Origin of the sequence: Devosia sp. SL43 (assembly GCF_021729885.1) — a bacterium.
Taxonomy (GTDB): domain Bacteria; phylum Pseudomonadota; class Alphaproteobacteria; order Rhizobiales; family Devosiaceae; genus Devosia.
In genome coordinates, this window is record NZ_CP063401.1 from 2,937,040 (window position 1) to 2,961,498 (window position 24,459).

Below are 24,459 nucleotides of genomic sequence, written 5' to 3' on the forward strand. Positions count from 1 at the left end.
ACAACGCCCAAAAAGCCGCTAAGCTCCAGCTCATGATTTCAGCGCCAAACAACCCTTCCGACCTGCCGTTGATCCTGGTCGGCGCGGGCCTGGCTAGCGCGCTGATCGCGCAGCGGCTGTCCCATGGCGGCAATGGTCCGGCGATCGTCATGCTTGAGGCCGGTGAGACGCCGTTTGGCGAACACACCTGGTCGTTCCACGAGGCCGACGTCGAAGCCGAAGACCTGGCGTGGCTCGCCCCCCTTGTTGCCCATCGCTGGGATGCGCAATCGGTTCGGTTTCAGAATCTGCGGCGCCAATTGCAGTCCGGCTACGCGACTCTGACGTCGGCTTCGGTCGCGAGTGCGATGTCGCAGCTCGCCAATTTAGACCTGCGAAAGCGCAGCGCTGCGGTGGCAGTGGGCCCCGATCACGTCACCCTCGCGGATGGAACGCGCATCGATGGTGCCTGCGTCATCGACGCGCGCGGTTACCAGCCGAGTGACGCGCTGGCCCTGGGCTACCAGAAATTCGTCGGCCTCGAGATCGAGACCGAACAGCCGCATGGCCTGGTCAATCCTGTGATCATGGATGCTTCGGTCGACCAGCGCGATGGCTACCGGTTTGTCTATCTGCTGCCCTTTTCGCCGACACGCGTCCTGATCGAGGACACGCGCTATTCGGATGGCGAGGCACTGGACCTGCAGGCATTGGCGGCCGATGTGTCCGCCTATGCGACGGCGCAAGGTTGGTCCATTGCGCGTGTCGTCCGCGAGGAGCATGGGGTGCTGCCTATCGCGCTGGCGCATGACGCCGAACGCTTCTGGTCCAGCAAACCCCGCGACGTGCCACAGGCGGGCATGCGCGCCGCGCTGTTCCACCCGACGACCGGTTACAGCCTGCCCGAAGCGGTCAGGGTCGCCAATCTGGTCGCCTCGGCCTGGCCGATCGGCAGTGCCGAACTTGCGCCCAGAATACGGGATCACGCGGTGACGCGGAACCGGCAGCAGCGGTTCTATCGGCTGCTCAATCGCATGCTGTTTAGGGCGGCGCGGCCGGAGCGGCGGCACCTGGTGCTGCAGCGCTTCTATAAATTGCCAAAACCACTGATCGAAAGGTTCTATGCCGGCCGTACAAGCTGGACAGACATTGCCCGTATCCTGATCGGCAAGCCGCCGGTTCCCATCCACCGCGCTCTCGCCTGTCTGCGAGAAGCGCCCCTGCTCAAGCCGGAGAAGCCGTGAACTCGCCAACCAGGACCGCAGCAGTCATCGGCGCAGGCTTTGGAGGCTTGGCCCTCGCGATCCGGCTCCAGAGCGCCGGCATAGCGACGACGCTGTTCGAGAAGCGCGACAAGCCCGGTGGTCGCGCCTATGTCTATGCCGATGATGGCTTTACCTTCGATGCCGGCCCCACCGTCATCACCGATCCAGACTGTCTAGAACAGCTCTGGGCGCTTTCCGGCCGAAAGCTGTCGGACTATGTGACCCTGCTGCCGGTGACGCCCTTTTACCAACTGTGCTGGGAAGACGGCTATCGCTTCGACTACGCGGACGATCAGGCCGAGATCGATCGCCAGATCGCTGCCAAATCGCCGGAGGATGTCGCGGGCTACCGCAAGTTCCTCGCCTATTCCGAGGACCTGTTCTGCGAGGGCTACGAGAAGCTGGGCACGGTGCCCTTCCTCAATTTCTGGTCGATGATCAAGGCGGCGCCGCAACTGGTCCGCCTCGAAAGCCATCGCAGCGTCTATTCCAAGGTCAGCCAGTTCATCAAGGACGACCAGCTGCGCCAGGCCTTCAGCTTTCACTCCCTGCTGGTCGGCGGCAACCCGTTTCAGACGTCGTCGATCTATGCGCTGATCCACGCCCTGGAGCGCAAGGGGGGCGTGTGGTTTGCCAAGGGCGGCACCGGGGCGTTGATCGCCGGCATGGTGAAGCTGTTCGAGGATCTCGGCGGCAAGGTGCATCTCAACGCGGAAATCGATCGCCTTGAGACCAGCAACGACCGCGTTACGGCGCTGATGCTGAGGGATGGCAGCCGCCACGTCTTCGACCAGGTGGCTTCCAATGCGGACGTCGTCCACACCTACAAGCACATGCTGCGGGATACGGAGCGCGGCAAGGCCAATGCCAAGGCACTGGAAAAGAAGCGCTTTTCCATGTCGCTCTTCGTCATCTATTTCGGGCTGAAGACAACGCATCCCGAGCTCAAGCATCACATGGTGCTGTTCGGGCCGCGCTATCGCGATCTGATCGCCGACATCTTCAAGGCCGATGGCCTCGCCGATGATTTCTCGCTCTACCTGCATGCGCCGTCGGTGACCGACGACAGCCTTGCCCCGGCTGGGTCGAGTGCGTATTACGTGCTGTCGCCGGTGCCGCATCTCGGCACTGCCGATATCGACTGGGCGGTCGAGGGGCCGAAATACCGCGACCGCATCCTCAAATATCTCAACGACCGCTACATTCCCGGCCTGCTCGACGATCTGGTGACGGTGCGCCATTTCACGCCCTTCGATTTCCGCGACGAGCTCAACGCCCATCTGGGGTCGGCATTCTCGGTCGAGCCCATCCTGACCCAGAGCGCCTGGTTCCGACCGCATAATCGGGACGACGAGATTTCCAATCTCTATATCGTCGGTGCAGGCACCCATCCGGGTGCCGGCATTCCCGGTGTCGTTGGCTCCGCCAAGGCGACCGCCGGCCTGATGATCGAGGATGCACAGGCATGAGCGATGCCGTTATTGCCAATAGCGAAGTCGCCATTGCGCAGGGTTCGCAAAGCTTTGCGGCGGCGGCACGCCTGTTCGACAAGGCGACGCGCGACGACGCTGTCATGCTCTATGCCTGGTGCCGGCATTGCGACGACGTCGTCGACGGACAGACCCTGGGTCACGCCCAGCAAGACGATTTTCGTGACGGCCAACACCAGCGCCTCGATCTGCTGCGCCACCAGACAGCCGCGGCACTGAATGGCGAACGCACCGACGATCCGACCTTCGAGGCCTTGCGCCGCGTCGTGCAGCGCCACCAGATCCCGCACCGCCATCCGCAGGAGCTACTGGCCGGGTTCGAGATGGATGTCTCTAATCGGCACTATGCCACGACGGGCGACACACTCGACTACTGCTACCATGTCGCTGGCGTGGTCGGCGTGATGATGGCGATGATCATGGGCGCGCGTGATCCTAAGGTGCTGGACCGGGCCTGCGATCTGGGCCTGGCGTTCCAGCTGACCAACATCGCCCGCGACGTGATCGACGATGCCCGTGTGGGCCGCGTTTACGTACCGGCGGATATCCTGCGTCGGCACGGTATCGCGCGGATCGACGCTGATGACCTGTCGCAGCGGCCGGCGCTGCACGCAGCCGCGCTGGAGCTCCTCGACCTCGCCGAACGTTACTACGCGTCCGCCTATATCGGCATGGCCGCGCTCCCCGCACGCTCGGCCTGGGCGATCGCGGCTGCGCGGCGCGTTTACCGTGCCATCGGCAGCAAATTGCGGGCGGGTGGTCCGGCAGCCTGGAACCAGCGCGTCTCGACGACAAAGGCCGAAAAGCTCGCTCTGCTCGGCCTCGCCCTCGGCGATGTGGGCGTGACACGGGTCATCAAGCGCAACACGCCGCGTACGGGCCTCTGGCAGCGTCCCTGATCAATTCGCCGACGGCCGCTGCTCCTCATCCTTCAGAGCATTGGTGTCAAACCCGCGCTTGTTGTCCTGTAGTTTCGCGACCAGTTTATCGACCGGTTCGGCATAGACGAAGCCGAAGGACACGCAGCCATCGCGTCCCTCCACGGCGTGGTGCAGCCGGTGCGCCTGATAAACGCGCTTGAGATAGCCCCTGCGCGGCACATATTTGAACGGCCAGCGCTGATGCACCAACCCGTCATGCATGAAGAAGTAGAGGATGCCGTAGATCGTTATGCCGACGGCGATCCACCAAAGCGGCCAGAACCAGGTGGCGCCGATCCAGAACAGCGCGATAGCGAAGCCGGCGAAAACGACGGCATAGAGGTCGTTTTCCTCCAGGGCCTCGTCATGCGGTTCGTGATGGGACTTGTGCCAGCCCCAGCCCCAGCCATGCATGATGTGCTCATGCGACCAGGCGGCAAACCATTCCATGAAGGCAACCGTCCCCACAACCAGCAGGGTGGGGATGAGATAATGCAACACGCTATCCATTCTCGACCTCAGGCTATTCCTGGTTGATTGCCGACCGACGTTGAGCCGGCAATTTCCACCACGGCACCCATGGCGTGTCGTGATGCTCATGATGATAGCCGAAATGAAAGCAGGTCAGGAGAGACATCAAGGGCGAAAAATCGTTGCTACGGGCACGGTGCCGATCGCTGAACGGGACCTCATCGATGCGGTGCGGACGATAGGTGCCGAAATAGAAAAGCTGCACCGATGACAGCAATGCGGGCAGGGCCCAGAAGACCAGCATGCTGGGAAAGCGCTCGCGCAGGATGAACAGGTAGATGACGACGGCGATAGTCAGCACGCCGAATTCGCGCCAGCCGAAATAATGGCGGAAGAATTTGAAATACCACGGCCAGAAGCTCGACGAATGTTCGATATCGAAATCCGGATCGTCGGCGGTGCCGGCATTACGATGATGGGCGTGATGGTTCTCGTAGAGCTTGTCGTAGGAAAAGCCGGCATAGATGAAGACGCAGAACCGGCCGATGGCGCGGTTCAGCCACGGATGCTGCGGCGCCAGTGAGCCGTGCATGGTGTCATGGGCGACAATGAACAGGCCGACGCTCAGCCAGCATTGCAGGGCGACAACAACGGGAGCCGCCAGCCAGAGCGAGTTGGCCGTCCAATCGACCAGGAAGATCGCGCTGATATGGACGGTCAGCCATGTGCCGACGACAAGGCCTGCCAGCACCAGACCGACCGCTGTATTGGCGCCGCTGACCCGGCTATCAATCGTCGATGTCGCCATGTCCGATTATTCCTTAGAGCCGCAGTCGCAGCCTCGACACCAGCAGGGCCAGCGTGGTTCCGACGACGGCCATCGCCAGCAACCAGCCAAGTTCCGGCAGCAGATCCATCAGGTCTTCGCCGCGCCAGAGCACGCCATGATAGGCCTCGATGGTCCAGGCATTCGGCGTGTACCAGCCGATATCCTGCAGCCAGGGTGGCATCATGAAGCGTGGCACCATCGACCCGCCGATGGCCGAACAGACTAGCACCACGAATGTGGAGATTGTTTGGGCCTGCTGCTTGGTGGTGCACGCCGCCGCGACGGCCAGCCCCAGGCCCGAGGCGGCGGCCGCCGCAGCCAGCGTGGTCATCGCCCAAAGACCGGCATGCTGCAGCACATCGACCTGGTAGACGAGCGCCGCCACGGCAAAGATCAGGCCCACCTGTACGATGCCTTGGACCGTCAGGAACAGAAATTTGCCGAGCACCACGACATCGGTGCCCGCAGGCCCGACCGCGATGCGATCGATAATGCCCGAATGGCGCTCCTCGATCAGCGTGGCCGCGCTCTGCATGGCCGAGAACAGAAGGAACAGGATGGCCACCGCACCGGCATAATAGGTGACCGTCGCCCCAGAGCCATTCTGTGGACCCACGGTCTGGGACTCGATCATGCCGGCCTGACCGTCTTCGGTCGGGCCATCGGTGGCAAGCTGCTCAATCGCGGCGGCAAGGCGCGCCGACTGTTCTGGTGTGAAGCCGCCCACCAGCGCTTCAATCGTGGGCGCCGTGCGTGACAGCGCCAGATCCGGCAATTCGAGCCCGATCAGGCGCTGCACCTGGCCCGACAGGATCGCCCCGGCCATCACCTTGCCCGGATCGACGTATACGACGGCCGGTGCCGCGCTGGTCTCATTGAGGTCACCGCGCAGCAACAGCCCTACGTCTGCCTGCCCGCTTTCTACGACCGCGACGACTGCCTCTTCGTCAGCCGCCGTGCTCGGCAGTATGCGCAAAGATGGTTCGGCGCGCAGGGCCGTTTCCAGTCGCTCCGTCAGGCTCGAGCTCTCGCTGATGCCCAGGACGACCTGCAGGCGCAGTTCATCGCCGCTGGTGCCTGAAAAGATTGCGGCGAAGATTACGAAGATGGTGGGCGGCAGCAGGAACGCCATGACCAGCGCACCCCGATCCCGGATCAGGCTCAGCGCCATGACGCGAAGCATGGCCAGGATCATTGCGCGGTCTCCAGGTCCGGACTGCGCGATAGTTGCACGAACAGGCTGTCGAGCCCCGGTTCACGCAGCCTGACCTCACGGGTCGCTATGCCGGCCTCCTCGAGCGCAACCGTGAGCTCTTCCGCCGAACCGTCCGAAGCACGGCCGAGCATGGACCACGTCACGCCCCCATTGGTCGCCGAGAATCCGGCCTGGCCGAGCGTAACGGCCTGGCTCGCTGAAGGGACATGCCTCAGTTCCAGGATGATTTCGCGCCGCCCACCGAATGTCGTCTCGACCAGCGTCCGCGGAGCACCTTGCGGCGCCACGACGCCGCTGCGCAGAAAGCCGACGGTGGTGCAGATGGTCTCAGCCTGGTCGAGATCGTGCGTCGCCAGCAAAACTGCCATTCCCGTCTGGCTCAACTGCTGGATCACGTCCTGCAAACCGTTGCGGGCGTCGACGTCGACACCGACGGTTGGCTCGTCGAGAATGAGCAGTGCAGGTCGATGCAGGATGGCTGCGGCGATGTTGACCCGACGCTTCCACCCTCCCGACAGGATCTCGATCCTGTCCTTGAGGCGCTCGGTCAGATTGGCGGCCTCGCTGGCCCACTCTATGGCCGCCTTGGTCGCCGCCGAATTCATGCCCGATAGCCGGCCAAAGACCTCCAGATTTTCCCGAACGGTCAGATGCCCGTAAAGCGCAATCTCCTGCGGCACGAGGCCGATCTTGCGCAACGCCTCCCGGCCGGATGGAAGGCCTGCAACGGTGACACTTCCGGCGACAGGGCGGAGGCGCCCGCAGATAGTGCGGATCAGCGTGGTCTTGCCCGCGCCATTAGGGCCGAGCAGGCCATAGATTTCGCCCGCCGCAACGCTCAGGTTCAGTCCGCGCAGCACGTCGCGATCACCGTAGCGGATGCGCAAATCGGCGATGGTGAGCGCGGCAGGCTGTCCGTTCACTGCGGCGAACCCGGCTGGCGGGCGTCGAACAGCCGCATCATCAAAGCGCGAACAGGTGCCGCGGAGACGCCGCTATCCGCCAGGGCCTGCTCGGCATGGGCAAGGTGCTGCTGGCAGGTCATGCGAGCATGGCTCGCGCCGAACAGGGAAACCAGCGTGGCTTTGTCTCCATCCTTGCCCACATCCTTGCCGGCCTGCTCCGCCGTATCGGTGCGGTCGAGCAGGTCATCGGCGGTCTGGAAGGCCAGGCCGAAGTGCCGGGCGAACCGTCTGACCGCCTCCAGGCGCTCAGCTTCGAGGCCGCGCAGGATCGCCCCCATCTCGGCAGCTGCCACGAACAGGACGCCGGTCTTGAGCCAGTTGAGGTTTTCCACCTGCTCGGCGTCCTGCAGGCTGGCGCGGTTGTTGATGTCGATTTCCTGACCGGCGACGAGGCCATCCCACCCCACTGCATCGGAAAGCACCGCAGCGAGCCGCGTACGGGTGGTCGCCGGCACGTCCTCCAGAGCGGCGATGATGCCAAAGGCCCGCGTCAGCAGCGCTATGGCGCTGAGGATGGCGGTCGGCTGGCCGAACGCAATATGCGTGGTTGGCCGCTGCCGACGCAAAGTCGCGTCGTCCATGCAGGGCAGGTCGTCCAGGATGAGGGATGCCGTATGGACCATCTCCACCGCACAGCCGACATCGAGCACCGGGCCAATCTGGGCATTACGCGGCTCAGCGATCATGAACATCATCACCGGCCGAACGCGCTTGCTGTGTCCCAACAAGGCATGCCGCAGCGCCGCATGCAGATTGCCGGGCACGCTCGCCTGCAGATCGATCAAACTGGCAAGACGCTGTTCCACCGCGGCGCGAATATCACCCGGGTCCGTCAGATCATCGTCCAGTTTCCGGCTGCCTTCGACGAATAGGCCCGAAGATGTCATCGATGGGTCTCCCCAAGCAGACTGATCAAACAGCAGTGAACCAGAAACTTGGCGCCGACGTAAGTAGAGAAGGATCGGAAGTGAGCCGTTTGATTCCTGCAAGCGAATGCTAAGGTGGTCAGCGGAGATATGTGTTTGTCGCGGGCGGGGGACGTCATTGCTGACTGATCGCAAGAATGAACACCTCGACGTCGTCCTCGGCGGCAGGGCCGGCTCTCAGGCAACCACCGGTTTCGACGAAATCGTCTTTGAACATGCGGCTCTCCCCGAGCTCGATATGGACGAGATCGACCTGACTACGCATTTCCTCGGCAAACGGATCAGCGCCCCCCTGCTGGTGAGCTCGATGACCGGTGGTCCGGCTCGGGCGGCTGTCATCAACGAGAACCTCGCCATAGCCTGCCAGAGCCTGGGTCTGGCACTGGCCGTTGGCTCCCAACGCGTTGCGCTGGAAAACCGCGAACTGGCAGGGCTTGGCGCCGAGTTGCGCCGACACGCTCCCGATATTCCGCTGCTTGGCAATTTTGGCGCGGCACAACTCAATCTCGGTTTCGGTGTCGACGAGGCCAGGCGCGCGGTCGACATGATCGGCGCCGACGCGCTGATCATCCACCTCAATCCCTTGCAGGAAGCCGTGCAGCCGGAGGGCAACCGCAACTGGCGAGGTCTGCTTGGCAAGATCGAGGCCCTTGCAGGGACGTTGGGCGTTCCCCTGGTCGTCAAGGAAGTCGGCGCCGGCATATCGGCGCGCCTGGCCAGGCGGCTCGTCGATGCGGGCGTTGCCGTCATCGACGTTGCCGGCGCCGGTGGCACCAGTTGGGCTGCTGTCGAGGCCGAGCGGTCCAAAACGCCTGAACAGGCAGCCATAGCGCGGGCGTTCGTGGATTGGGGCCAGCCCACGGCGCACGCCATTGCCGAGGCCCGGGCAGCGTGTCCCGATACGGTGATTGTGGGTTCAGGCGGGGTTCGCAACGGCCTCGATGCCGCCAAGGCCATCCGTCTTGGCGCTGACATTGTTGGCCAGGCCGCCGGCGTGCTGCACGCCGCCACGCTTTCCCCCGAAGCCGTAATCGCCCACCTGTCCGTGGTCGTGGCTCAACTCCGCGTCGCCTGCTTCTGTACATCATCAATTGACCTGACGGCCTTGCGGACGGCGAGCTTGCAGAAAGGCGTGATGGGATGATCGCGGAGTCGACACGGCTGGAGCACGCCCCCAGTGCTGGCGATCTTGGCTGGATTTGCCGGAGCATGGTGTTCTCATGGCGCGGCAGCGAACCTCGCGGCGACGCTGCCGAACTATTCGCCGATGTCTTCGGCTTTGGCGCGACCAACGCCCATCGCAACAAATTTCCCACGGCGAGCATGCCTTGCCGCAGTTGGGCGCGTGGCATGAGCGACGGAATCGCCGTCGACCTGCGCATCGGCGTGGACAACGATCATTCACAGTTGCGTCTGCTGGCCAGTGCAAAGGGCGAACCGGTGCCGAGCGCTCTTGCCCAGTTCAGAGTCTGCGTCGAAAGGCTGGAAGCTGCAGCGGCCGCCTCGCTTGTCAATCACCGCGCGGTGCTCGACCTAGAGCTCCCGGACAAGGCGGATCATGCCGGTTTCCTGCACTGGCTTGGCCATGAAGATTGGCAGGCCCACGCTCGGCTGTTCAGGCAGGAGTATGTGTTTGCACCCGGTGGTGGGAACACCGAACTCAGCATTGCCGCATCGGTGGATCGTCGTACCGACAAGACGCGATTGACGGTCGGCGTAGCCTTCCCTGCCACCCCGGACGTCGCTGGTTCAGCGGAGCTGTTCGAGACTATCCATCTCTTGCTCGCCACCGGGCGGATTGCCGATCTCGCCACCGTCTAGCGCGGCAAACGCATCGTCGACGATCTGGCCATTGATGGGTGAGAAAGCGCCAGACGCCGTCGCCACCACTTCACCTACATCATCCAGCACAAGCACATGCACCGCAGATGTACCGTCGATGGCGAGCTGCTCTTGCAGGGCTCCGACATCGGTGAACAGCAGAATAGTCCGGTCAAGCTGCACGGGGTCCTTCGCCGTGCTCCGAATGATGCCTTCGACCATGCCGCGCACCATGCTGAGGCCAGCGGCCAGAACCGGAAGAACATAGTAGCGCGCTTCTGGCCTGGCAGCCGTCATTTCATCCAGGAACGGTACCCAGCTATCGGCCTCCGGCTGCTGGTTCTGATCATAAACGATGACGATGATGCTCGGCCCGTCAGCGAACGCCTCGGGCAGGTCCAGCGCCAGGCCACTGATGGTCTCGACGTCCATCTGCGGAAACGCGGCCGCCGTGGCAACAGCCGGCCCCACCACGATTGGCCATGCGACCAGCATGAGTGCAAAGCGATGCAGGCCGGCGATCCGGTAAAAACGCATGTCTGGCCCTGGCCTGTTTCCGCAACATTGTGTCCGGCGCAGCAGCGGCGTCAAGCGGGGCAGTCCGCCAACATCTGGTCGCCTGTGCGGGCGGCCATGGGCCGGCCGATCTGGCCAAGTGTACGGCTGGGCGACGCTGGCGTGAGCAGCGCCACCGTGAACAGCGCTGCAACGACCCGCTCAGCGCCCTCAAACTGCATTAATTCCATACTATGAAATTGTTCGCGGTGTCATTGCATCTTCGGCCGTGCAATATGCAGACTGGTATTGGCTCAAGCCCCCTCATTTCGTATAGTTTTTTAGTTTGTTCGCTCGTATTCCGCCTCCGAATTTAATCGCGAAAATGCGCTAGAACGCAAAATCAGGTTTCCCGCATGCTTGAATCGAAAAAACCCATCGAGCTCGGCGGCGCCATCGTCGACGGGAGCCGGATCGAGGACGCGCGCACCTTCAATCGGCGTCTGGTTTTCGAGACGATCTTTCAGCGTGGACCGATCAGCCGCGTCGAGATTGCGGGTCTCGTGGGACTGCGGCCGCAGACTATTTCCTCCATCACGCGCGAGCTGATCGAGCAGGAATTGATCGTTGAAGCCGGGCGCTCCAGCGGCCTGCGTGGCCAGCCGCAGATCTATCTCGAGCCCAATGCGCAGGCCGGCTATTCTGTCGGCGTCCATATCGACCGCAATTTCTGCGTGCTGGTGGTGTGCGATCTCAAGCGCACCGAGCTGGTCCGGCGCGAACTCAGCTTCGACACCGCCGATCCCAGGGATGCGCTGGCCCGCATCGCCCGCGCCATCGACGAGGCGCTCGCCGTCGCCAAGGCACCGCGCAACCGTGTCTGGGGTGTAGGTCTGGTCCTGCCGACCTTTGGTTCGGACATCTACGATTTCAATTTTGCCATGCCGCATTGGGAGGCCTGGCGCAACATCTCCTTCGCCGAAGACCTGCGCGCCCTCTGCGGCCTGCCGGTGCTGGTCGAGAACGACGCGACCGCGGCGGCCATCGGCGAGCGCTTCCACCGGCAGGACATTACCAACGCCATTTTTGCCTATTTCTATATCGGGCACGGCACCGGCTGTGGGCTCATCATCGATGGCGTGCCGTTCAAGGGCTTTGGCGGTAATGCGGGCGAAGCCGGTCTGCTACCCGTCTTCGGACTTGATGGCTCGCCCGTCTGGCCCGATTTGCAGACGACAGACGTGCTGTCGCTCCGTGGCATCGCTGCAGCCCTTGCCGTCGATGAAAGCGAACTCACCATCGACATGATCACCCGGCTGCATGCCGTCCGCGATCACCGGCTGATGGAATGGGTGGCGAGGGCGGCCAGCGCTTTGCGCGACGTGGTCGCCATCATCGAAGTGATGTTCGACCCCGAATTCATCGTCGCGGGTGGCTCGCTGCCGCGCCAATTGGTGGAATCGCTGGTCGAGCGCGCCTATCCCTTGCGCGCCACCCCGGCGGCGCGGCGCGATCGCCTTCGACCGCGCCTGGCGGCGGCTGAACTGGTAGAGGATGCTGCTGCCAGCGGCGGCGCCATGCTGCCCATCTTCGTCAATACCAGCCCCAATTTCCGCCATCTCTACGTGCGGCAGATCCCGCGCGACGAGCGCCCCTTCGATCTGGTGGCAAGCGACGCCGGTGGCTAGGATCGGTAGAGCACGTCCTCTCCGCGGAACAGGGCATGCCGGCGTATCTGCAGAGTCAAGCTGTCGCCCTCGCGCACCGGATGGGTCTTGTCGAGCAGCACGCGCACCTTGGTGCCGTCGGCGCCACTGGCCTCGGCGATGAGATAGGCGCCGGCATTGACCAGGCGATCGACGCTGAAGCGCGGCCCCTCGCTCGCCAGGGCAAAATCCTCGGGCCGTACCGCCAGCAGCGCCGCCCCGTCTTCAACCGGAGCGGCGACATCAAAGCCCCCGCCCAGGGCCCGGCCGCCGGCGATATTGGCCTCGATCAGGTTCATCGAACCGATGAAACCGGCGACGAACTTGGTCGCCGGATTGGCATAGATCTCGTCGGGATGTCCCACCTGCTCTATCCGCCCGGTTGACATCACCACGATACGATCAGCCAGCGCCAGGGCCTCGTCCTGGCCATGAGTTACGAACACGGTGGTGATCCTCAGTTTGCGTTGGATCTGCCGCACTTCTTCACGGAGCCGCTCGCGCAGATGCTGGTCGAGGCTGGCAAACGGCTCGTCCATCAGCAGGATCTTGGGCTCGATCACAAGGCAGCGGGCGATGGCGACACGCTGTTGCTGCCCGCCCGAAAGCTGGCGCGGCATGCGCCTTTCATAGCCCGCCAGGCCGACAAGTTCGAGCGTCGCCATGACCTTGTCGCGGATTTCCGTCTTCGGCCGTCCCCGCAGCTTCAACCCGAAGGCAACGTTCTCGAAGACATTCATGTGGCTCCACAGCGCATGACTCTGAAACACCATCGCGGTCGGCCGCTTCTCCGGGGGCACGTCAGCGACGTCAACGCCATCGATCATGATCTGGCCGCTGGAGGGCTCCTCAAAGCCCCCGATCATGCGCAGCAGCGTCGTCTTGCCTGATCCGGACGGGCCAAGCAGGCAGACCAGTTCACCATCGGGAATTTCCAGCGATAGTGGATCGACGGCCGACGTGGTGCCGAAGCGCTTGGAGATGTCGTGCAGAAAAAGGCCGGCCATAGGGTGTCCCGTGGTGAAGTTGAATGCGCGCTCAGCCGCCCATGCCGCGCGCAAAGGTTTCCGATCCCAGTACGCGCCGGGCGAGCAGCAGCGCGATGAGCGAAGGCACCCAAAGCATCACCGTCAGCACTGCGCCATACTGGACGACCAGCGCACTGCGGATCATCTGCACCATCAGCAGCGGTGTGGTCTGCACCCGTGGCGCACCCATCAACCAGGCCCCTTCGGTCTCGTAGAAGGTCCACACAAAGGTCATCAGGATTGCAGCGGCAATGGTGGGAAAGGCCTGTGGCAGCGTGATATACCAGAACACCTGCAGCGGGTTGGCGCCCATGTCGCGCGCCGCCTCTTCCATGTTTCGGCTCACCGACTTGAACGCCGCAGTCGGCAACCAGACCATGATCAGGATGGTCGTGACGAGCTGGATGGCCACGATGCCGGTCCAGGTGCCCACCAGATTGAGACTGAGGAACAGTACGGCGATGGTCACCACCAGCGCGAAGCGTGGGAAGGCATTGCCCATCAGGATGGACATGAACAGGGTCTGCTTGAACGGAAAGTCGAGCCGCGCGAAAGCATAGGCTGCCGGCAGGCAGATCGCTGCCGAGATTGCGGTGACGATGGACGTGAGCTGCAGCGAGGTCCAGAGCGCCGCCCAGACGTCGGGCCGCGCCAGCACCTGCCCCCAGTATTTGAAGCCCCAGCGCGTCGGCAGCAGGGAGGGGTAGAACCACTGCTCGGCAAAGGCCCAGAGCAGCACGGTCAGGATTGGCATGACCACGAAGAAGAACAGGAAGATGGCCAACAGCCAGCCGGTCAGGTCGAAACGGCGCAGCCATCTCATGATACCGCTCCTTCGTCGCGCTGCCGCCGGGCCATTGCCCGCACATAGACGTAGCCGGCCACCGAGCAGATGAGAAAGGTGACGGTGGCCTGGGTCGATGACGCGACCGGGTCGCGCACCGAAATGAAGGTCCGCAGCATATAGGGCCCCATCAGTTCCGGCGTTGCCGGGCCCAGCAGCAGCGGCTGCAGCACCGACGAGAACAGGTAGAAAAAGTCGAGCGCGCAGACCACCAGGATCGAGTTGGCCATCTGTGGCAGGATGATGCTCCAGAAGATGCGCAGCTTGCCCGCGCCCAGGTCCCGCGCTGCTTCGATCGAGGGTGTCGAGATACCGCCGGCCCCGGCCGCCAGCACCAGCAGCGTGAACGGCATGGCGTCCCAGACCAGCCCGATTACCGGTCCCCAGGGGGTCAGATAGGGCGTGCGATACCAGATGAAGCCGACCTGGTTGAGCATCGACTGCAGCAAGCCGTTCGGACCCATATACTGGATCAGCGCATAGCAGATGACGATGCCAGGCACGAACATCGGAAAGAGGGCAGTGAACTGGATGAACGTCGCCAGCGGTCCACGCGCGAAGCGCAGATAGAGAGCGATGGGCACGTTGACCAGCATCAGCAGGAACAGCGTGACGAAGGTCGTCCAGAACGTCTGTGCCAGGTTGGACAGGGTATAGGGGTCGCTGAAGAACGTCCCATAGTTCGCCAGCGACCATTGCGTGATGCCGTCTGCACCGGGCACCTGAAGCGTCCCGATGATGCTGCGCAGCGCCGGGATGAACAGCACGCCCACGATCAGCAGGATCGGAGAAGCGACCAGGAGAAGGCCCAATGGCAGCTTCCTCCTGGTGCTGGCGACGGGGTGCGGCAACGCTTGCTCACTCACGACGTCGGCCCTCCGCTGACGACTGCGTTCAACCCGCGCTAAGGCCGACGCCGACATTGCGATACCAGCCGTCAAACAGCGGCGGTTCCCAGGTGCCGCCGGGGAAGCTCGGAATCGAGGTCGGGGCAACATCCTTGAACTTGGCCTGCAGCTCGGGGTCCATGGCCTCCCAATTGATGCCGGGGAAGCCGCCCAATTCGCTGACCACCTTGTTCTGCACTTCAGGCGAGATGACATAGTCGGCCAGCTTGAGCGCCAAGTCCTTGTTGGCCGCGCTATTGGGCACCACCACGCCGGAGAAGCCGCCGACAAAGGCGAGGTCCTTGAGCTGGGCAACGGCGGCTGAAGGCGGCACCACTTCCTTGCGCATGGCCTCGAGCGCCATGTCCGACCAGGCGATCGTCATGTCGACGGCACCGCTGGCGAGCAGCTGGATCGAGGGCGTATTGCCCCCGGTATACTGCCCCTCGCCATAAAGGCTGGGCGCGATATCGTTGAGATAGGCCCACAGTTTGGCGAACATCGGCTCGGCATATTCGGGCGTGAAATTGTCATTGGTGAACAGCGACAGGTCCTTGCCCATCACCTCCTGCAGGGCGCGCTCGATGAAGCAGGCGCCCGAGTCACCCACATCGGGGCGGGCATAGGCAAAGCGGCCGGGATTGGCCTTGATCCAGGCGGTCAGCTCCTCGAACGTCGAGGGCGGCGTCGCGATCTTCTCGGAATTGTAGAACATCACGACCTGCGAGCCGCGATAGGGCAAAGCCCATTTGCTCTCCATCACCACGGGGTTCACAATGCCAAAATTGCTGAGGCCCGCAGTGGAGAAATCCACCCAGAGCCCGGCATCGATGGCGCCGGCAGGGTAGTAGGGCCCCATGGCCTCCATGAAGTCCACCTGGGGATCGGTAGCGGTCTGCAGGGCCGCCATCGCGCGATCGGCGATGGCATTCATCTGTGCGCCGCCGCCGCCCGAAACCAGGTTCAGGGTAACCCCCGGATTGGCTGCCTCAAATCCGGGCTTGACGTTCATGGTCCAGAAATCGACGACGTTGACGTCGCTGTTGAAGAATACGTCCAGCACGCCGGGGGCCGCAAAGGCGCGGCCGCCCATCAGACCCGTGGACAGGGCGACGGCGCCCGCGGCGGTGGACGTCATCAGGAATTCGCGGCGCTTCATCAGTATACCCTCCAAGTGGTTGCGTTCCCTGCCAAGGCGTGCGGATCGGCCCTACTCCTTCGGGCGCTCCATCTGGGCTAACCGGCCCATTTAAATACCTAACATGAACTTGATTGTGGAAGTCAAGCGTCCCTTGTTGCCCTGCTTTCGCCGCTAGATTGCCAAATCCCTTGCCCATGCTTGCCTTTGGTGATGCGGCTTTTTATCCTCACTGAAGATTAAATATCACCATTGTGCGAGCCGAGCGCTTCGTTTTAGGTGATGACGCCGTTCGACCGTGATTTTTGACGAGGGATGATGCGACTTTACCGTGATCGCCAGCGCAGCCTTGACCAGTTGCAGAGCCACCTTGAGGTCTGGGCCGGTGAACTGGCTGCCTGGGAAGTGCTACGGCGCCACCCAATCGCCCAATGGTCTGTTGCGGCCCCCGATGCGCCCGCCCGCCCGATCGGTCCGGGCGCGCCCTGGGACAACCGGTTTGGCATCCACTGCTTCCGCACGACGGCGCTCGTCGATCCGGCTCAGGCGGTGGGCGAGGTTGAGTTGCGGCTCGATTTCGGCGGCGAGGCCCTGGTGCGCCTCATCCGTGCCGATGGCAGCGAGATCACCAGCTTTGGCGCCAATCCGCGCCACCCGCGCTTTGCGCCGGTGCCAAGCGAGCCCTTCCACATCGAGGCCGAGGTCGCGGCCCGTTCGCTGTTCGGCATTCCACAGCGCGACCCGGTCTTTGTCCGGGCCGAACTGTTCGCCTTTCATCCCGAGGTCCGCGCCCTGCGGCGGCGCGTCGAGATCGTCCGCGACACGATCCTGACCGTCGAGGATCAGGAACTGGCGCGCGCGCTCTACGAAGGGGTCGAGCTTGCCCTTTCCGGCCTGCGACTACCCACCGCCACCGACGAAGTCGGCCCGCGGCTGGCCGGCCAGAAATGGGCGGTGGACATCTGGGAGCGCAGTTTCGAGCCCACCGACACGCCCGCACCCATCGGCGAGCCGGCATTGGCCTCGGTGCGCGGCGCCATCATCCAGCTCGATGCGGCCCTCACCCAATTGCGGGCGGCCTATCCCAAGATGGGCAAGGTGCTGGCCACCGGCCATGCCCATATCGATTATGCCTGGCTCTGGCCCCAGCCCGAGACGGTCCGCAAGATCGTTCGCACCTTTTCGAACGTCAACGCGCTGATGGCCGCGCATCCCGATTTCACGTTCCTGCAATCCTCGTCCTTGTTCTATCGCCATATCGAGGACGAAAACCCGGCGCTGCTCGAAGCCGTGCGTGGCTGGGTCGCCGAGGGCCGCTGGGAGCCGATCGGCGGCATGCTGATCGAATGCGACACCAACATGCCCTCTGCCGAAGCCTTCCTGCGCCAATTCCTGTTTGGCCAGCGCGATTTCGAACGCTATTTCGGCGCCATCAGCCGCACCGCCTGGTTGCCCGATACCTTCGGCTTTACCGGCGCCATGCCGCAGATCATGCGCCATGCCGGCATCGAGGCGCTGGTCACCATCAAGGTAAGCTGGAACGAGACCAACAAGCTCCCCGAGAACCTCTTCCGCTGGCGCGGCAATGATGGTTCGGAGGTGATGACCCATACGTTCGATGCCTATGACGCCGATGGCTACAACATGTGGATGACGCCCGGCGCCCTGGCCGAAGTCTGGGGCAAGCACAAGGGCAAGGACCTGACCGATACCGTGATCGCCACCTATGGCTGGGGTGATGGCGGTGGCGGCCCGGACCCCGACCAGATCGAGAGCATGGCGCTCATCAACCTGATGCCCGCCATCCCCACCGTCAGTCACGGCAATATCCAGGCCCATCTCGACAGGATCGCCGTCGATCTCGCCGGGGCCGCGCTCCCCACCTGGAGCGGCGAGATGTATCTCGAATATCACCGGGCGACCCTCACCACCCAGGGTCGTACCAAGCAGCTCAACCGCCGCGCCGAATTTGGCCTCGTGGCCGCTGAGGCCCTTGGTGTGATCGCTGCGCTCGAGGGCGCCGATACCGACCTGCCCGATCTCGCCGACGACTGGGTGCTGATGCTGCGCAATCAGTTCCACGATATCCTCCCGGGCTCGTCCATCCGCGAAGTCTATGAACAGACCGAGCCCGAACTGCGCGGCATCGTTGAGCGCACCGAAGCCATCGCTCGGGCCAAGCTCGCCGCGCTTGCCGCAGCCCGGCGCGGTTCGGGGCGCCTGCAGGGTCTGGCCGTCGCCAATCTCTCGGGCAGCGCCAAGACAAGTTGGCAGGTCGTCTCCGCACAACCCCTTCCGGCCAGCCTGGCGCCCCAGGCCATTGCCGGGGGCTATGCCGTCACCTCGAACCGCCCCCTCACGCCGCTTTCCATTGGCTTTGTCGCCCAGGCCAACGCTGGCGGCGTTACCGCCAGCCCCGATGGTCTCGAAAACGACCTGGTTCGCGTCCGGCTTGACGCTCATGGCCGTGTCGTCAGCCTGTTCGACAAGCGTTGCGGGCGCGACTTGGTGGATGGCGCCGCCAACCGCCTGATGGTCTATCGCAACGACCTGCCGCGCAATTTCGACGCCTGGGATATCGAACCCGGTTTCGCGCTGGGCGGCGAGGAACTGCTGGCGCTCGACAGCATGACGGTCACCGCCTCAGGGCCGCATCTGGCCGAAATCACGATCTTGCGCACACTGGGCTCCAGCCGGATCGAGCAGCGCCTGAGACTATGGGCCAATAGCCCGCGACTGGAATTCGTCACCAGCATCGACTGGCATGACCGGCGCACCTATCTGCGCGCTGAATTCCCGGTCACGGTGCTTGCCGGGGAGGCCCACTTCGACCAGGCCATCGGCACAACCGCACGCGCCACGCATGATAACACCACCTGGCAACAGGCACAGTTCGAGTCCTGCGGCCACCGCTTCGCCTCGCTCGCGGAGACCGATTGGGGCGCAGCTTTGCTCTCGTCGGACAAATATGGCTTCTCGGCCAAGGGGAACGTCCTCACCATCAGCCTCATCCGCGGCCCCATGTTTCCGGACATGCTGGCCGACGAGGGGCATCACGACTTCACCTACGCACTGCTCCCTCATGACGGCAGGCATTGGAGCCAGGCCGTGCAGGCCGAGGCCGATCTCGTCTGTGATCCGCTCCGCATCGTCCATGCCGAGGCCGACGAGGCCTACGACATCGCGCCCGTCGGCTGGCAGGGCCAGCAGATGCGCTTTCACGCCCTCAAACCGTCCGAAGATGGCCCCGATTATGTGTTGAGGCTCTCCGAATCCGCCGGCCGGCGCGGTCATTTCGGTCTCGCCATGCCGACTGACCGAACGGCGACCGTCGTCGACGGGCTCGAGCGGGAGGTCCGGGACGTACATGTGGACCGGCTGCGACCTTACCAACTGATCAGCGTAAAATTCTGAAGCAGATAGGCCTTTGGCCGTGCCGATCGGAAGGTCCAGGGTGGAGGTGGTCTGGCGACGCGCTCTGGGCCAATGCTAAGGCGGAAGCCGTAATGTTGATTGGGCCTAGCCCTCGCATTCGGGCGGCCCGATCGTGTTTGATGGACGGTATCGGAGATCTCGTCCTGTGCCCGTCGAAGCTCGAGGTCGAGCAAGGGGCGGCCTGTCTCCCACGAGCTTGTGGTTCGACAAGCTCGCCCTGCATTCGATTGATTTAGGCTGAGAAGAGTGCGGGAGCTTCGTCCCGGGGCGCCGTGAGGTCGCCTTCGCTGACGATGCGCTGATGGGTCTCGGTCGTTGCCTGTATCCGATACTGCAGCGCGTGGCCTTCGAACGGCAGCAGCGCCACGACGTTGCACGTGCCTGCCTTCCGGCTGCTCGCGCCGCGGTTGGGCAGCAGCTCAAGCGATTGGCCGACCTTGTACTTGTGTTTCATCATGGCCTCCTTGGCAAAAAAGGCCGTTGCTTGGGCAACGGCCTTTTCGATTTCAGCGGTTACGCTGCTGATTACTTGATCAGCGACAGGTTGACCGCAGATTCCTTGCCGTCACGACCGGCTTCGAGCTCGTAGCTCACCTTGTCGTTTTCATAGAGGCCCTGGATGCCGGCACGCTCGACAGCCGAGATATGGACGAATGCGTCCTTGCCGCCAGATTCCGGCGTGATGAAGCCGAAGCCCTTGGTGGCGTTGAAGAACTTTACGGTACCGTTGATGGTGGCCATTGTTGAATTTCCTTGGCTCGTACATAGCGAGCGAGCAGTTCCCGGCCGGCGACATGCAGGCTGGGTCTAGACGTTCGCAAATTGATCAGTGAGCCGAGGACCGGAAATGACCGGCAATAGGCAGCCGACTTGGGCTGTAAACGTATTTTTGATTGTGGCAGGCAATCGAGTTGAAAGCAAGTCTTACGCCCGGCTCTGATAGACATAGCCCCGCACACTGGCCGGGACCTCCTGCTTGAGCCAGGCGCGAAAGGCCCGCAGCTTGGTGCTTTCGCGCCGCCCCTTGGCCACCGCCAGCCAATAGCCGAGTGGGCCCTCCACCGCATGCTCGAACGGCCGCACCAGCCGTCCGTCGCTGACGGCATCGGCACTCATCATGTCGGCGGCCATCAGTACGCCCTGTTCTGATATCGCTGCATCGAAAGCCAGTGAGGCATCCGAATAGATCGGCCCCGTCAGGTCGATATCAGGACCGAGCCCCACTTCCTTGCGCCACGCCTCCCAGCTCAGCATCGTCGTTGCATCCTGGATCACAGGCACGTCCTTGAGATCGGCAGGATGCTTGAGCCGATTGGCGACATCAGGAGCACAGACCGGCTGGTAGCGCGTGCCGCCGATCAGTTCTGCCGTCACCCCCGGCCACTTGCCGTGCCCGTAGCGGATGCCGCAGTCGATATCGGGGCGCCCCAGATCCAACATGGTCGCCGTCACACTGAGCCTGATCTCGATGTCGCGATGCAGGCTGGTGAACTTGTTGATCCGCCAGATCAGCCAGCGCGAGGCAAATACGCTCCCCACCGTCAGGTTGAGGATGGCTTCGTCGCTGCCCTTCAGGCTCGCCAGGCCATCCTGCAGCGCCGTAAAGCCCGATGTCAGCTGCGGCAGCGCCGCCTTGAGCGCCGGCAGGGGCCGTAAGCCATTGGGCGTGCGCTCGAACAGCTCCATGCCCAGCCGCTCCTCGGCCCGCCGCAAATGCTGGCTCACCGCGCCGATAGTCACGCCCAGTTCATCTGCCGCAGGGGCTAATGCGCCGCGACGAGCCACGATTTCGATAGCGCGCAACGCGTTGAGCGGAATGGGAAAGGGGTTTGTCATATAGATTTTCTATATTTAACCGGCGACCTTGTCCATTGTTCACCCTGCGGCAGAGGCGCATAAAAGACCACGAGAAATGCACAACCACCACTACGAAGACCATATAGGAGGTCACAAAATGTCTAGGCTATCCACCATCGTGCGCCGCCTTGTCTCGTCCATCCTGACCACGCCGCGCGCTTCCACCGATCCTGACACCATGGCTCTGCGCGATTGGGCCGACCTGCCGGCGCATCACCCCCTGTCCTGAGGGCGAATTCGGGGCGGCGCCGCGCTCAGGCCACATTCGGGCCGTTGAAGGGGGCAACCTCGTTTCACGGAGTTTCCGGATGATCCGCCCCATTGCCGCGCTTGCCTTCATCGCCCTCGGTCTCGGTGCCGCCACCGCGCAGGACGCTCTCCCCGCCCAGCCGGCAACGCCCGAGGTCGTGGTCGATCCGACCGCCACCATCGACAACACCCCCAAGCAGGCCAATCTGCTGACCGGCCTCTACGCCACCAAGGCGGTGATCGAGATTTGTGCCGTCCCCGTCGAAGCCAACATCCTCGCCGGCATCGCCGCCGACCAGGCCCGCCTGGAGGCCAGTCTCGCCATGGACCCCGCCACGGCCGAAAAGGCGTATAGCCAGGTCAAGGCCGACGTTGAAAAAACCACCCCCGACTGCGCCGAAGGCAGCCCCGACCGCATCAGCGTCGACGCCGTGACAGCGATCTATTCAGCCCAGGCCGCCGCCAGCCCCAACGGCGGCGCCACCCCCGCCGCCCCGGCACCCACGGCAACTCCCGCAACCCCGGCCACGCCCGCCGATCCGGCAGCGCCTGCCGCTGTTCCCGCCGAACCGGCAACGTCGGCGCAATAGCAGCTAAATTGCGCTAAGCCACAGGTTTTGCTAGAACCCGGCCGCACCAGACGTTTGGGACGCACTAGACATGGATACCGCCAAGTCAGACCGCTAGGCCGCAACAACCTCCCTTTGTTGTTGCGGCGTTCTGTCGACCCAAATCCCAGCCCAGGCTGATGCGCAGACGCCGCCCGATGATCTCATTTGAGCGGATGCACTCTCATGCCTAAACCAAACCCTGTCTGGGCCTATTCCATTCCGGCAGCTTTGCTGCTGATGGCCCCTTTCGATATTCTCGCCTCGCTGGCCATGGATATCTACCTGCCAATCGTCCCGTCCATGCCGGCCATGTTGGGCACCAGTCCCGACCTCGTGCAGCTGACGCTTACCGTCTATATGATCACGCTCGGCGTCGGCCAGATCGTCTTCGGCCCGCTATCCGACCGCATTGGCCGTCGGTCCGTGCTGCTGGGTGGAGCTGCACTCTATGCAGCAGCGTCGTTCGCGCTGGCGATGATTTCGGCTCCATTTCCCTTCCTGCTCTGCCGCTTTCTGCAGGCGGCAGGCGCGGCAGCGGTTCTCGTTTCGACCTTCGCCACGGTCCGCGACGTCTATGCCGATCGTCCGGAAGGCTCGGTAATCTACAGCTTGCTCGGCGCCATGCTATCCTTTGTTCCCGCCTTGGGGCCGATCGCCGGTGCGCTCATTGCCGACAACCTCGGCTGGCGCACGATCTTCGTTGTGCTCGGCGGACTCGCAGTTGTCGCTGGATTCAACGCTGGCTGGCGCTGGCCCGAAACACGACCAGAGGGCACTGAACGGCGCCTCTCCTGGACGCCGATGCTTCGCAGCCCAGCGTTCTGGACCTATACACTCGGATTTAGCGCCGCGATGGGGACGTTCTTTGTCTTCTTCTCCACCGCGCCGCGTATCCTGATCGATGGCGCGGGCTTCTCCGAACTGGGGTTCAGTCTGGCCTTTTCCACCGCAGCGCTGGCCATGATCATCACCACCCGCTTCGCCAGGAGCTTCGTTGCCCGCTGGGGCATTCCCGGCAGCCTCCGGCGTGGCATGCTGACCCTGCTGGTCGGCGCAGTGCTGGCCGCGCTCGGCGATCGCTTCGATGTGCCGCCCTTCGTCGGTTTCATTATGCCGATGTGGGTTATGGCCATAGGCATCGTGTTTGCCAGTGCCGTCACCGCCAATGGCGCGCTGGCCGCCTTCGCTGATCGGGCAGGGACGGCGGTGGCCTTGTACTTCTGCGTGCAGAGCCTGTTCGTCGGCATTGTCGGCACCGCTATGGTCGTCCTGCTGCCCGGCGACACTGCCTGGCCGCTGGTGGCCTATGCCGCCGGCATGGCGATTGTCGTGTTGTTGGCGCTTTCCCTGCTTGATCGGCGTTGACCCTTAAGGTTGGGGCGGCATTGCCGCCCCGACATCACTCACATATCCGCGCCGTACAGCTCTGCCCGTGGCACCCCAGGTCCAGATGCAGGTGGTCCTCATGCTCGGCATTGGCTTCCGGCCCCAGCACCGTCATGAAATCCCCGCAGGCGGCGTCATGCGCCAGCCGCAGCAGGCGACCCTCGGGCGCCGCCGCCGGCAGCCAGTTCGCCTCGACGGCAATGCTCCGCCCGTCCGCCAGCGTGAAGCCGGTGACGTCAATCGCATTGGCAAAGCCATGCTCGGATGTGCGCCCGGCCTCGCCGCCAACCACGGGCCGGCACATATAGCTTGTGCCCGTATCGATCGACGCCAATTCGCTCTCCAGCATTGCCCCGGCATAGCCGTCCACCGTTTCGGCCCAGCCCGGCATGGCGCTCGCTATCTGGCAATTGGTGGTCACCGGGCTCGATAGCGGCACCATCCGCCCGCGCACCAGCACTGCCGTCACCACCAGCGGCGATTGCTCCCCGCACATCCCCTCGCTGAGCGGTGGCGCCATCTCCGCCTCCACCAGCCCCTGCATCACCGCCGGACACGCCACCTGATACACCCGCTCCGGCTCCGGCTCAGGCTCGGGCACAGCCACCGGCTCGGCCTCGACCTCAGCCTCAGGCTGAACCTCAACCTCCGGCTCAGGTTCCGCCTCAACAGCCGGAGCCTCCGGCGCCTGCACCACAGGCACATCCGGCAGGCTCGGCGGGCGTGGCCTTGGCACTGGCGGTGGATCGGCGACAGGCGCCACCGGCGGGGCTGGTCGCGTCGGCGCCTGTGCGGGCGGCGCGGTCAGTTCATCCACAAAATCCTGGATCGGCCCCAGAATATCCTGCGCCATAGCAGGCGTGGCGAGGAGCAGCGGCAGGGCGATGGTCAGTCGGGTGAGCATGTTCATCTCCCCCTAACGCACGAGCCATGCAAAAGGC

25 protein-coding genes are annotated in these 24,459 nt (G+C 63.6%); 10 read left to right on the top strand and 15 right to left on the bottom strand.

All coding sequences use genetic code 11. The features are described from left to right. Positions 1–32 precede the first annotated feature (32 nt). From crtY to IM737_RS14505, 3 genes are read left to right on the top strand one after another with little or no spacing between them, the layout of a single operon-like run. A complete protein-coding gene (gene crtY, locus IM737_RS14495) occupies positions 33–1,223 on the top strand; it encodes a lycopene beta-cyclase CrtY (protein WP_236894827.1) in 1,191 nt (396 codons plus the stop codon). Then, positions 1,220–2,713 carry a phytoene desaturase gene (locus IM737_RS14500; RefSeq protein ID WP_236894830.1) on the top strand — a complete coding sequence of 498 codons (1,494 nt, stop codon included), beginning with the start codon at positions 1,220–1,222 and terminating at the stop codon, positions 2,711–2,713. The genes crtY and IM737_RS14500 overlap by 4 nt, the downstream gene beginning before the upstream one ends. Further along, entirely contained in the window at positions 2,710–3,633 is a 924-nt protein-coding gene (locus IM737_RS14505) for a phytoene/squalene synthase family protein (RefSeq protein ID WP_236894832.1), read from the top strand. Before IM737_RS14500 ends, IM737_RS14505 begins: the two co-directional genes overlap by 4 nt. Here IM737_RS14505 and IM737_RS14510 read toward each other — a convergent pair whose 3' ends face one another. Genes IM737_RS14510 through IM737_RS14530 form a run of 5 tightly spaced genes read right to left on the bottom strand, consistent with a single transcriptional unit; the run spans position 3,634 to position 8,022 of the window. Continuing rightward, positions 3,634–4,164, bottom strand: a complete 531-nt coding sequence (locus tag IM737_RS14510; RefSeq protein ID WP_236894834.1) for a sterol desaturase family protein — start codon at positions 4,162–4,164, stop codon at positions 3,634–3,636. It lies immediately after the preceding gene. Positions 4,165–4,177: 13 nt separating this feature from the next. After that, complete coding sequence (locus IM737_RS14515) at positions 4,178–4,933, bottom strand: fatty acid desaturase (protein WP_236894835.1); 756 nt, start codon at positions 4,931–4,933, stop codon at positions 4,178–4,180. Positions 4,934–4,946: 13 nt separating this feature from the next. Then, entirely contained in the window at positions 4,947–6,149 is a 1,203-nt protein-coding gene (locus tag IM737_RS14520; protein ID WP_236894836.1) for an ABC transporter permease, read from the bottom strand. Next, on the bottom strand, positions 6,146–7,093 hold the full coding sequence (locus IM737_RS14525; RefSeq protein WP_236894838.1) for an ABC transporter ATP-binding protein: 948 nt from the start codon (positions 7,091–7,093) through the stop codon (positions 6,146–6,148). Before IM737_RS14525 ends, IM737_RS14520 begins: the two co-directional genes overlap by 4 nt. Continuing rightward, positions 7,090–8,022 (bottom strand): polyprenyl synthetase family protein, encoded by a 933-nt coding sequence (locus tag IM737_RS14530; protein WP_236894840.1) that lies wholly within the window; start codon positions 8,020–8,022, stop codon positions 7,090–7,092. Before IM737_RS14530 ends, IM737_RS14525 begins: the two co-directional genes overlap by 4 nt. 157 nt (positions 8,023–8,179) lie before the next feature. Between IM737_RS14530 and fni the strand changes: the two genes are divergently transcribed. After that, positions 8,180–9,205: a type 2 isopentenyl-diphosphate Delta-isomerase gene (gene fni, locus IM737_RS14535; protein WP_336886206.1), complete on the top strand. Its 1,026-nt coding sequence runs from the start codon at positions 8,180–8,182 to the stop codon at positions 9,203–9,205. Beyond that, positions 9,202–9,882, top strand: coding sequence for a hypothetical protein (locus IM737_RS14540; protein WP_236894844.1), 681 nt, complete (start codon positions 9,202–9,204; stop codon positions 9,880–9,882). Before fni ends, IM737_RS14540 begins: the two co-directional genes overlap by 4 nt. Here the strand turns inward: IM737_RS14540 and IM737_RS14545 are convergent. Together IM737_RS14545 and IM737_RS14550 are read right to left on the bottom strand one after the other, a co-directional pair. Further along, positions 9,811–10,419: a hypothetical protein gene (locus IM737_RS14545; protein ID WP_236894846.1), complete on the bottom strand. Its 609-nt coding sequence runs from the start codon at positions 10,417–10,419 to the stop codon at positions 9,811–9,813. The genes IM737_RS14540 and IM737_RS14545 overlap by 72 nt on opposite strands. A gap of 50 nt (positions 10,420–10,469) precedes the next feature. Continuing rightward, positions 10,470–10,619, bottom strand: a complete 150-nt coding sequence (locus IM737_RS14550; protein WP_236894847.1) for a hypothetical protein — start codon at positions 10,617–10,619, stop codon at positions 10,470–10,472. A gap of 174 nt (positions 10,620–10,793) precedes the next feature. On the opposite strand from IM737_RS14550, the gene IM737_RS14555 reads away from it, so the two are divergent. Then, the gene (locus IM737_RS14555; protein ID WP_236894856.1) at positions 10,794–12,065 is read left to right on the top strand and encodes an ROK family transcriptional regulator; all 1,272 of its coding nucleotides are present in this window, start codon (positions 10,794–10,796) and stop codon (positions 12,063–12,065) included. Here the strand turns inward: IM737_RS14555 and IM737_RS14560 are convergent. The 4 genes from IM737_RS14560 to IM737_RS14575 form a co-directional block, all read right to left on the bottom strand. Then, the gene (locus IM737_RS14560; RefSeq protein WP_236894858.1) at positions 12,062–13,090 is read right to left on the bottom strand and encodes an ABC transporter ATP-binding protein; all 1,029 of its coding nucleotides are present in this window, start codon (positions 13,088–13,090) and stop codon (positions 12,062–12,064) included. The two genes, IM737_RS14555 and IM737_RS14560, sit on opposite strands and share 4 nt — an antisense overlap. Before the next feature lie 31 nt (positions 13,091–13,121). After that, positions 13,122–13,934, bottom strand: coding sequence for an ABC transporter permease (locus IM737_RS14565; protein WP_236894860.1), 813 nt, complete (start codon positions 13,932–13,934; stop codon positions 13,122–13,124). Further along, entirely contained in the window at positions 13,931–14,767 is an 837-nt protein-coding gene (locus IM737_RS14570) for an ABC transporter permease (RefSeq protein WP_236894862.1), read from the bottom strand. The genes IM737_RS14565 and IM737_RS14570 overlap by 4 nt, the downstream gene beginning before the upstream one ends. An 82-nt stretch (positions 14,768–14,849) precedes the next feature. Next, a complete protein-coding gene (locus IM737_RS14575; protein ID WP_236894864.1) occupies positions 14,850–16,001 on the bottom strand; it encodes an extracellular solute-binding protein in 1,152 nt (383 codons plus the stop codon). Positions 16,002–16,298: 297 nt separating this feature from the next. Between IM737_RS14575 and IM737_RS14580 the strand changes: the two genes are divergently transcribed. Beyond that, a complete protein-coding gene (locus tag IM737_RS14580) occupies positions 16,299–19,394 on the top strand; it encodes an alpha-mannosidase (RefSeq protein ID WP_236894866.1) in 3,096 nt (1,031 codons plus the stop codon). 253 nt (positions 19,395–19,647) lie between these two features. On the opposite strand, the gene IM737_RS14585 is transcribed toward IM737_RS14580, so the two are convergent. The 3 genes from IM737_RS14585 to IM737_RS14595 all read right to left on the bottom strand — a co-directional run bounded on the left by IM737_RS14585 (position 19,648) and on the right by IM737_RS14595 (position 21,251). Further along, a complete protein-coding gene (locus tag IM737_RS14585; protein ID WP_236894868.1) occupies positions 19,648–19,869 on the bottom strand; it encodes a hypothetical protein in 222 nt (73 codons plus the stop codon). Positions 19,870–19,940: 71 nt separating this feature from the next. Further along, positions 19,941–20,156, bottom strand: a complete 216-nt coding sequence (locus IM737_RS14590; RefSeq protein ID WP_236894876.1) for a cold-shock protein — start codon at positions 20,154–20,156, stop codon at positions 19,941–19,943. Positions 20,157–20,339: 183 nt separating this feature from the next. Then, complete coding sequence (locus IM737_RS14595; protein ID WP_236894878.1) at positions 20,340–21,251, bottom strand: LysR substrate-binding domain-containing protein; 912 nt, start codon at positions 21,249–21,251, stop codon at positions 20,340–20,342. A 118-nt stretch (positions 21,252–21,369) separates the two neighbouring features. Between IM737_RS14595 and IM737_RS20965 the strand changes: the two genes are divergently transcribed. The 3 genes from IM737_RS20965 to cml all read left to right on the top strand — a co-directional run bounded on the left by IM737_RS20965 (position 21,370) and on the right by cml (position 23,497). Beyond that, positions 21,370–21,501: a hypothetical protein gene (locus tag IM737_RS20965; RefSeq protein ID WP_272906532.1), complete on the top strand. Its 132-nt coding sequence runs from the start codon at positions 21,370–21,372 to the stop codon at positions 21,499–21,501. Positions 21,502–21,580: 79 nt separating this feature from the next. Beyond that, positions 21,581–22,111 (top strand): hypothetical protein, encoded by a 531-nt coding sequence (locus tag IM737_RS14600; protein WP_236894880.1) that lies wholly within the window; start codon positions 21,581–21,583, stop codon positions 22,109–22,111. A gap of 204 nt (positions 22,112–22,315) precedes the next feature. Then, positions 22,316–23,497 carry a CmlA/FloR family chloramphenicol efflux MFS transporter gene (gene cml / locus IM737_RS14605; RefSeq protein ID WP_236894882.1) on the top strand — a complete coding sequence of 394 codons (1,182 nt, stop codon included), beginning with the start codon at positions 22,316–22,318 and terminating at the stop codon, positions 23,495–23,497. A gap of 34 nt (positions 23,498–23,531) precedes the next feature. On the opposite strand, the gene IM737_RS14610 is transcribed toward cml, so the two are convergent. Next, positions 23,532–24,422, bottom strand: a complete 891-nt coding sequence (locus IM737_RS14610) for an extensin-like domain-containing protein (RefSeq protein ID WP_236894884.1) — start codon at positions 24,420–24,422, stop codon at positions 23,532–23,534. Positions 24,423–24,459: the final 37 nt, after the last annotated feature.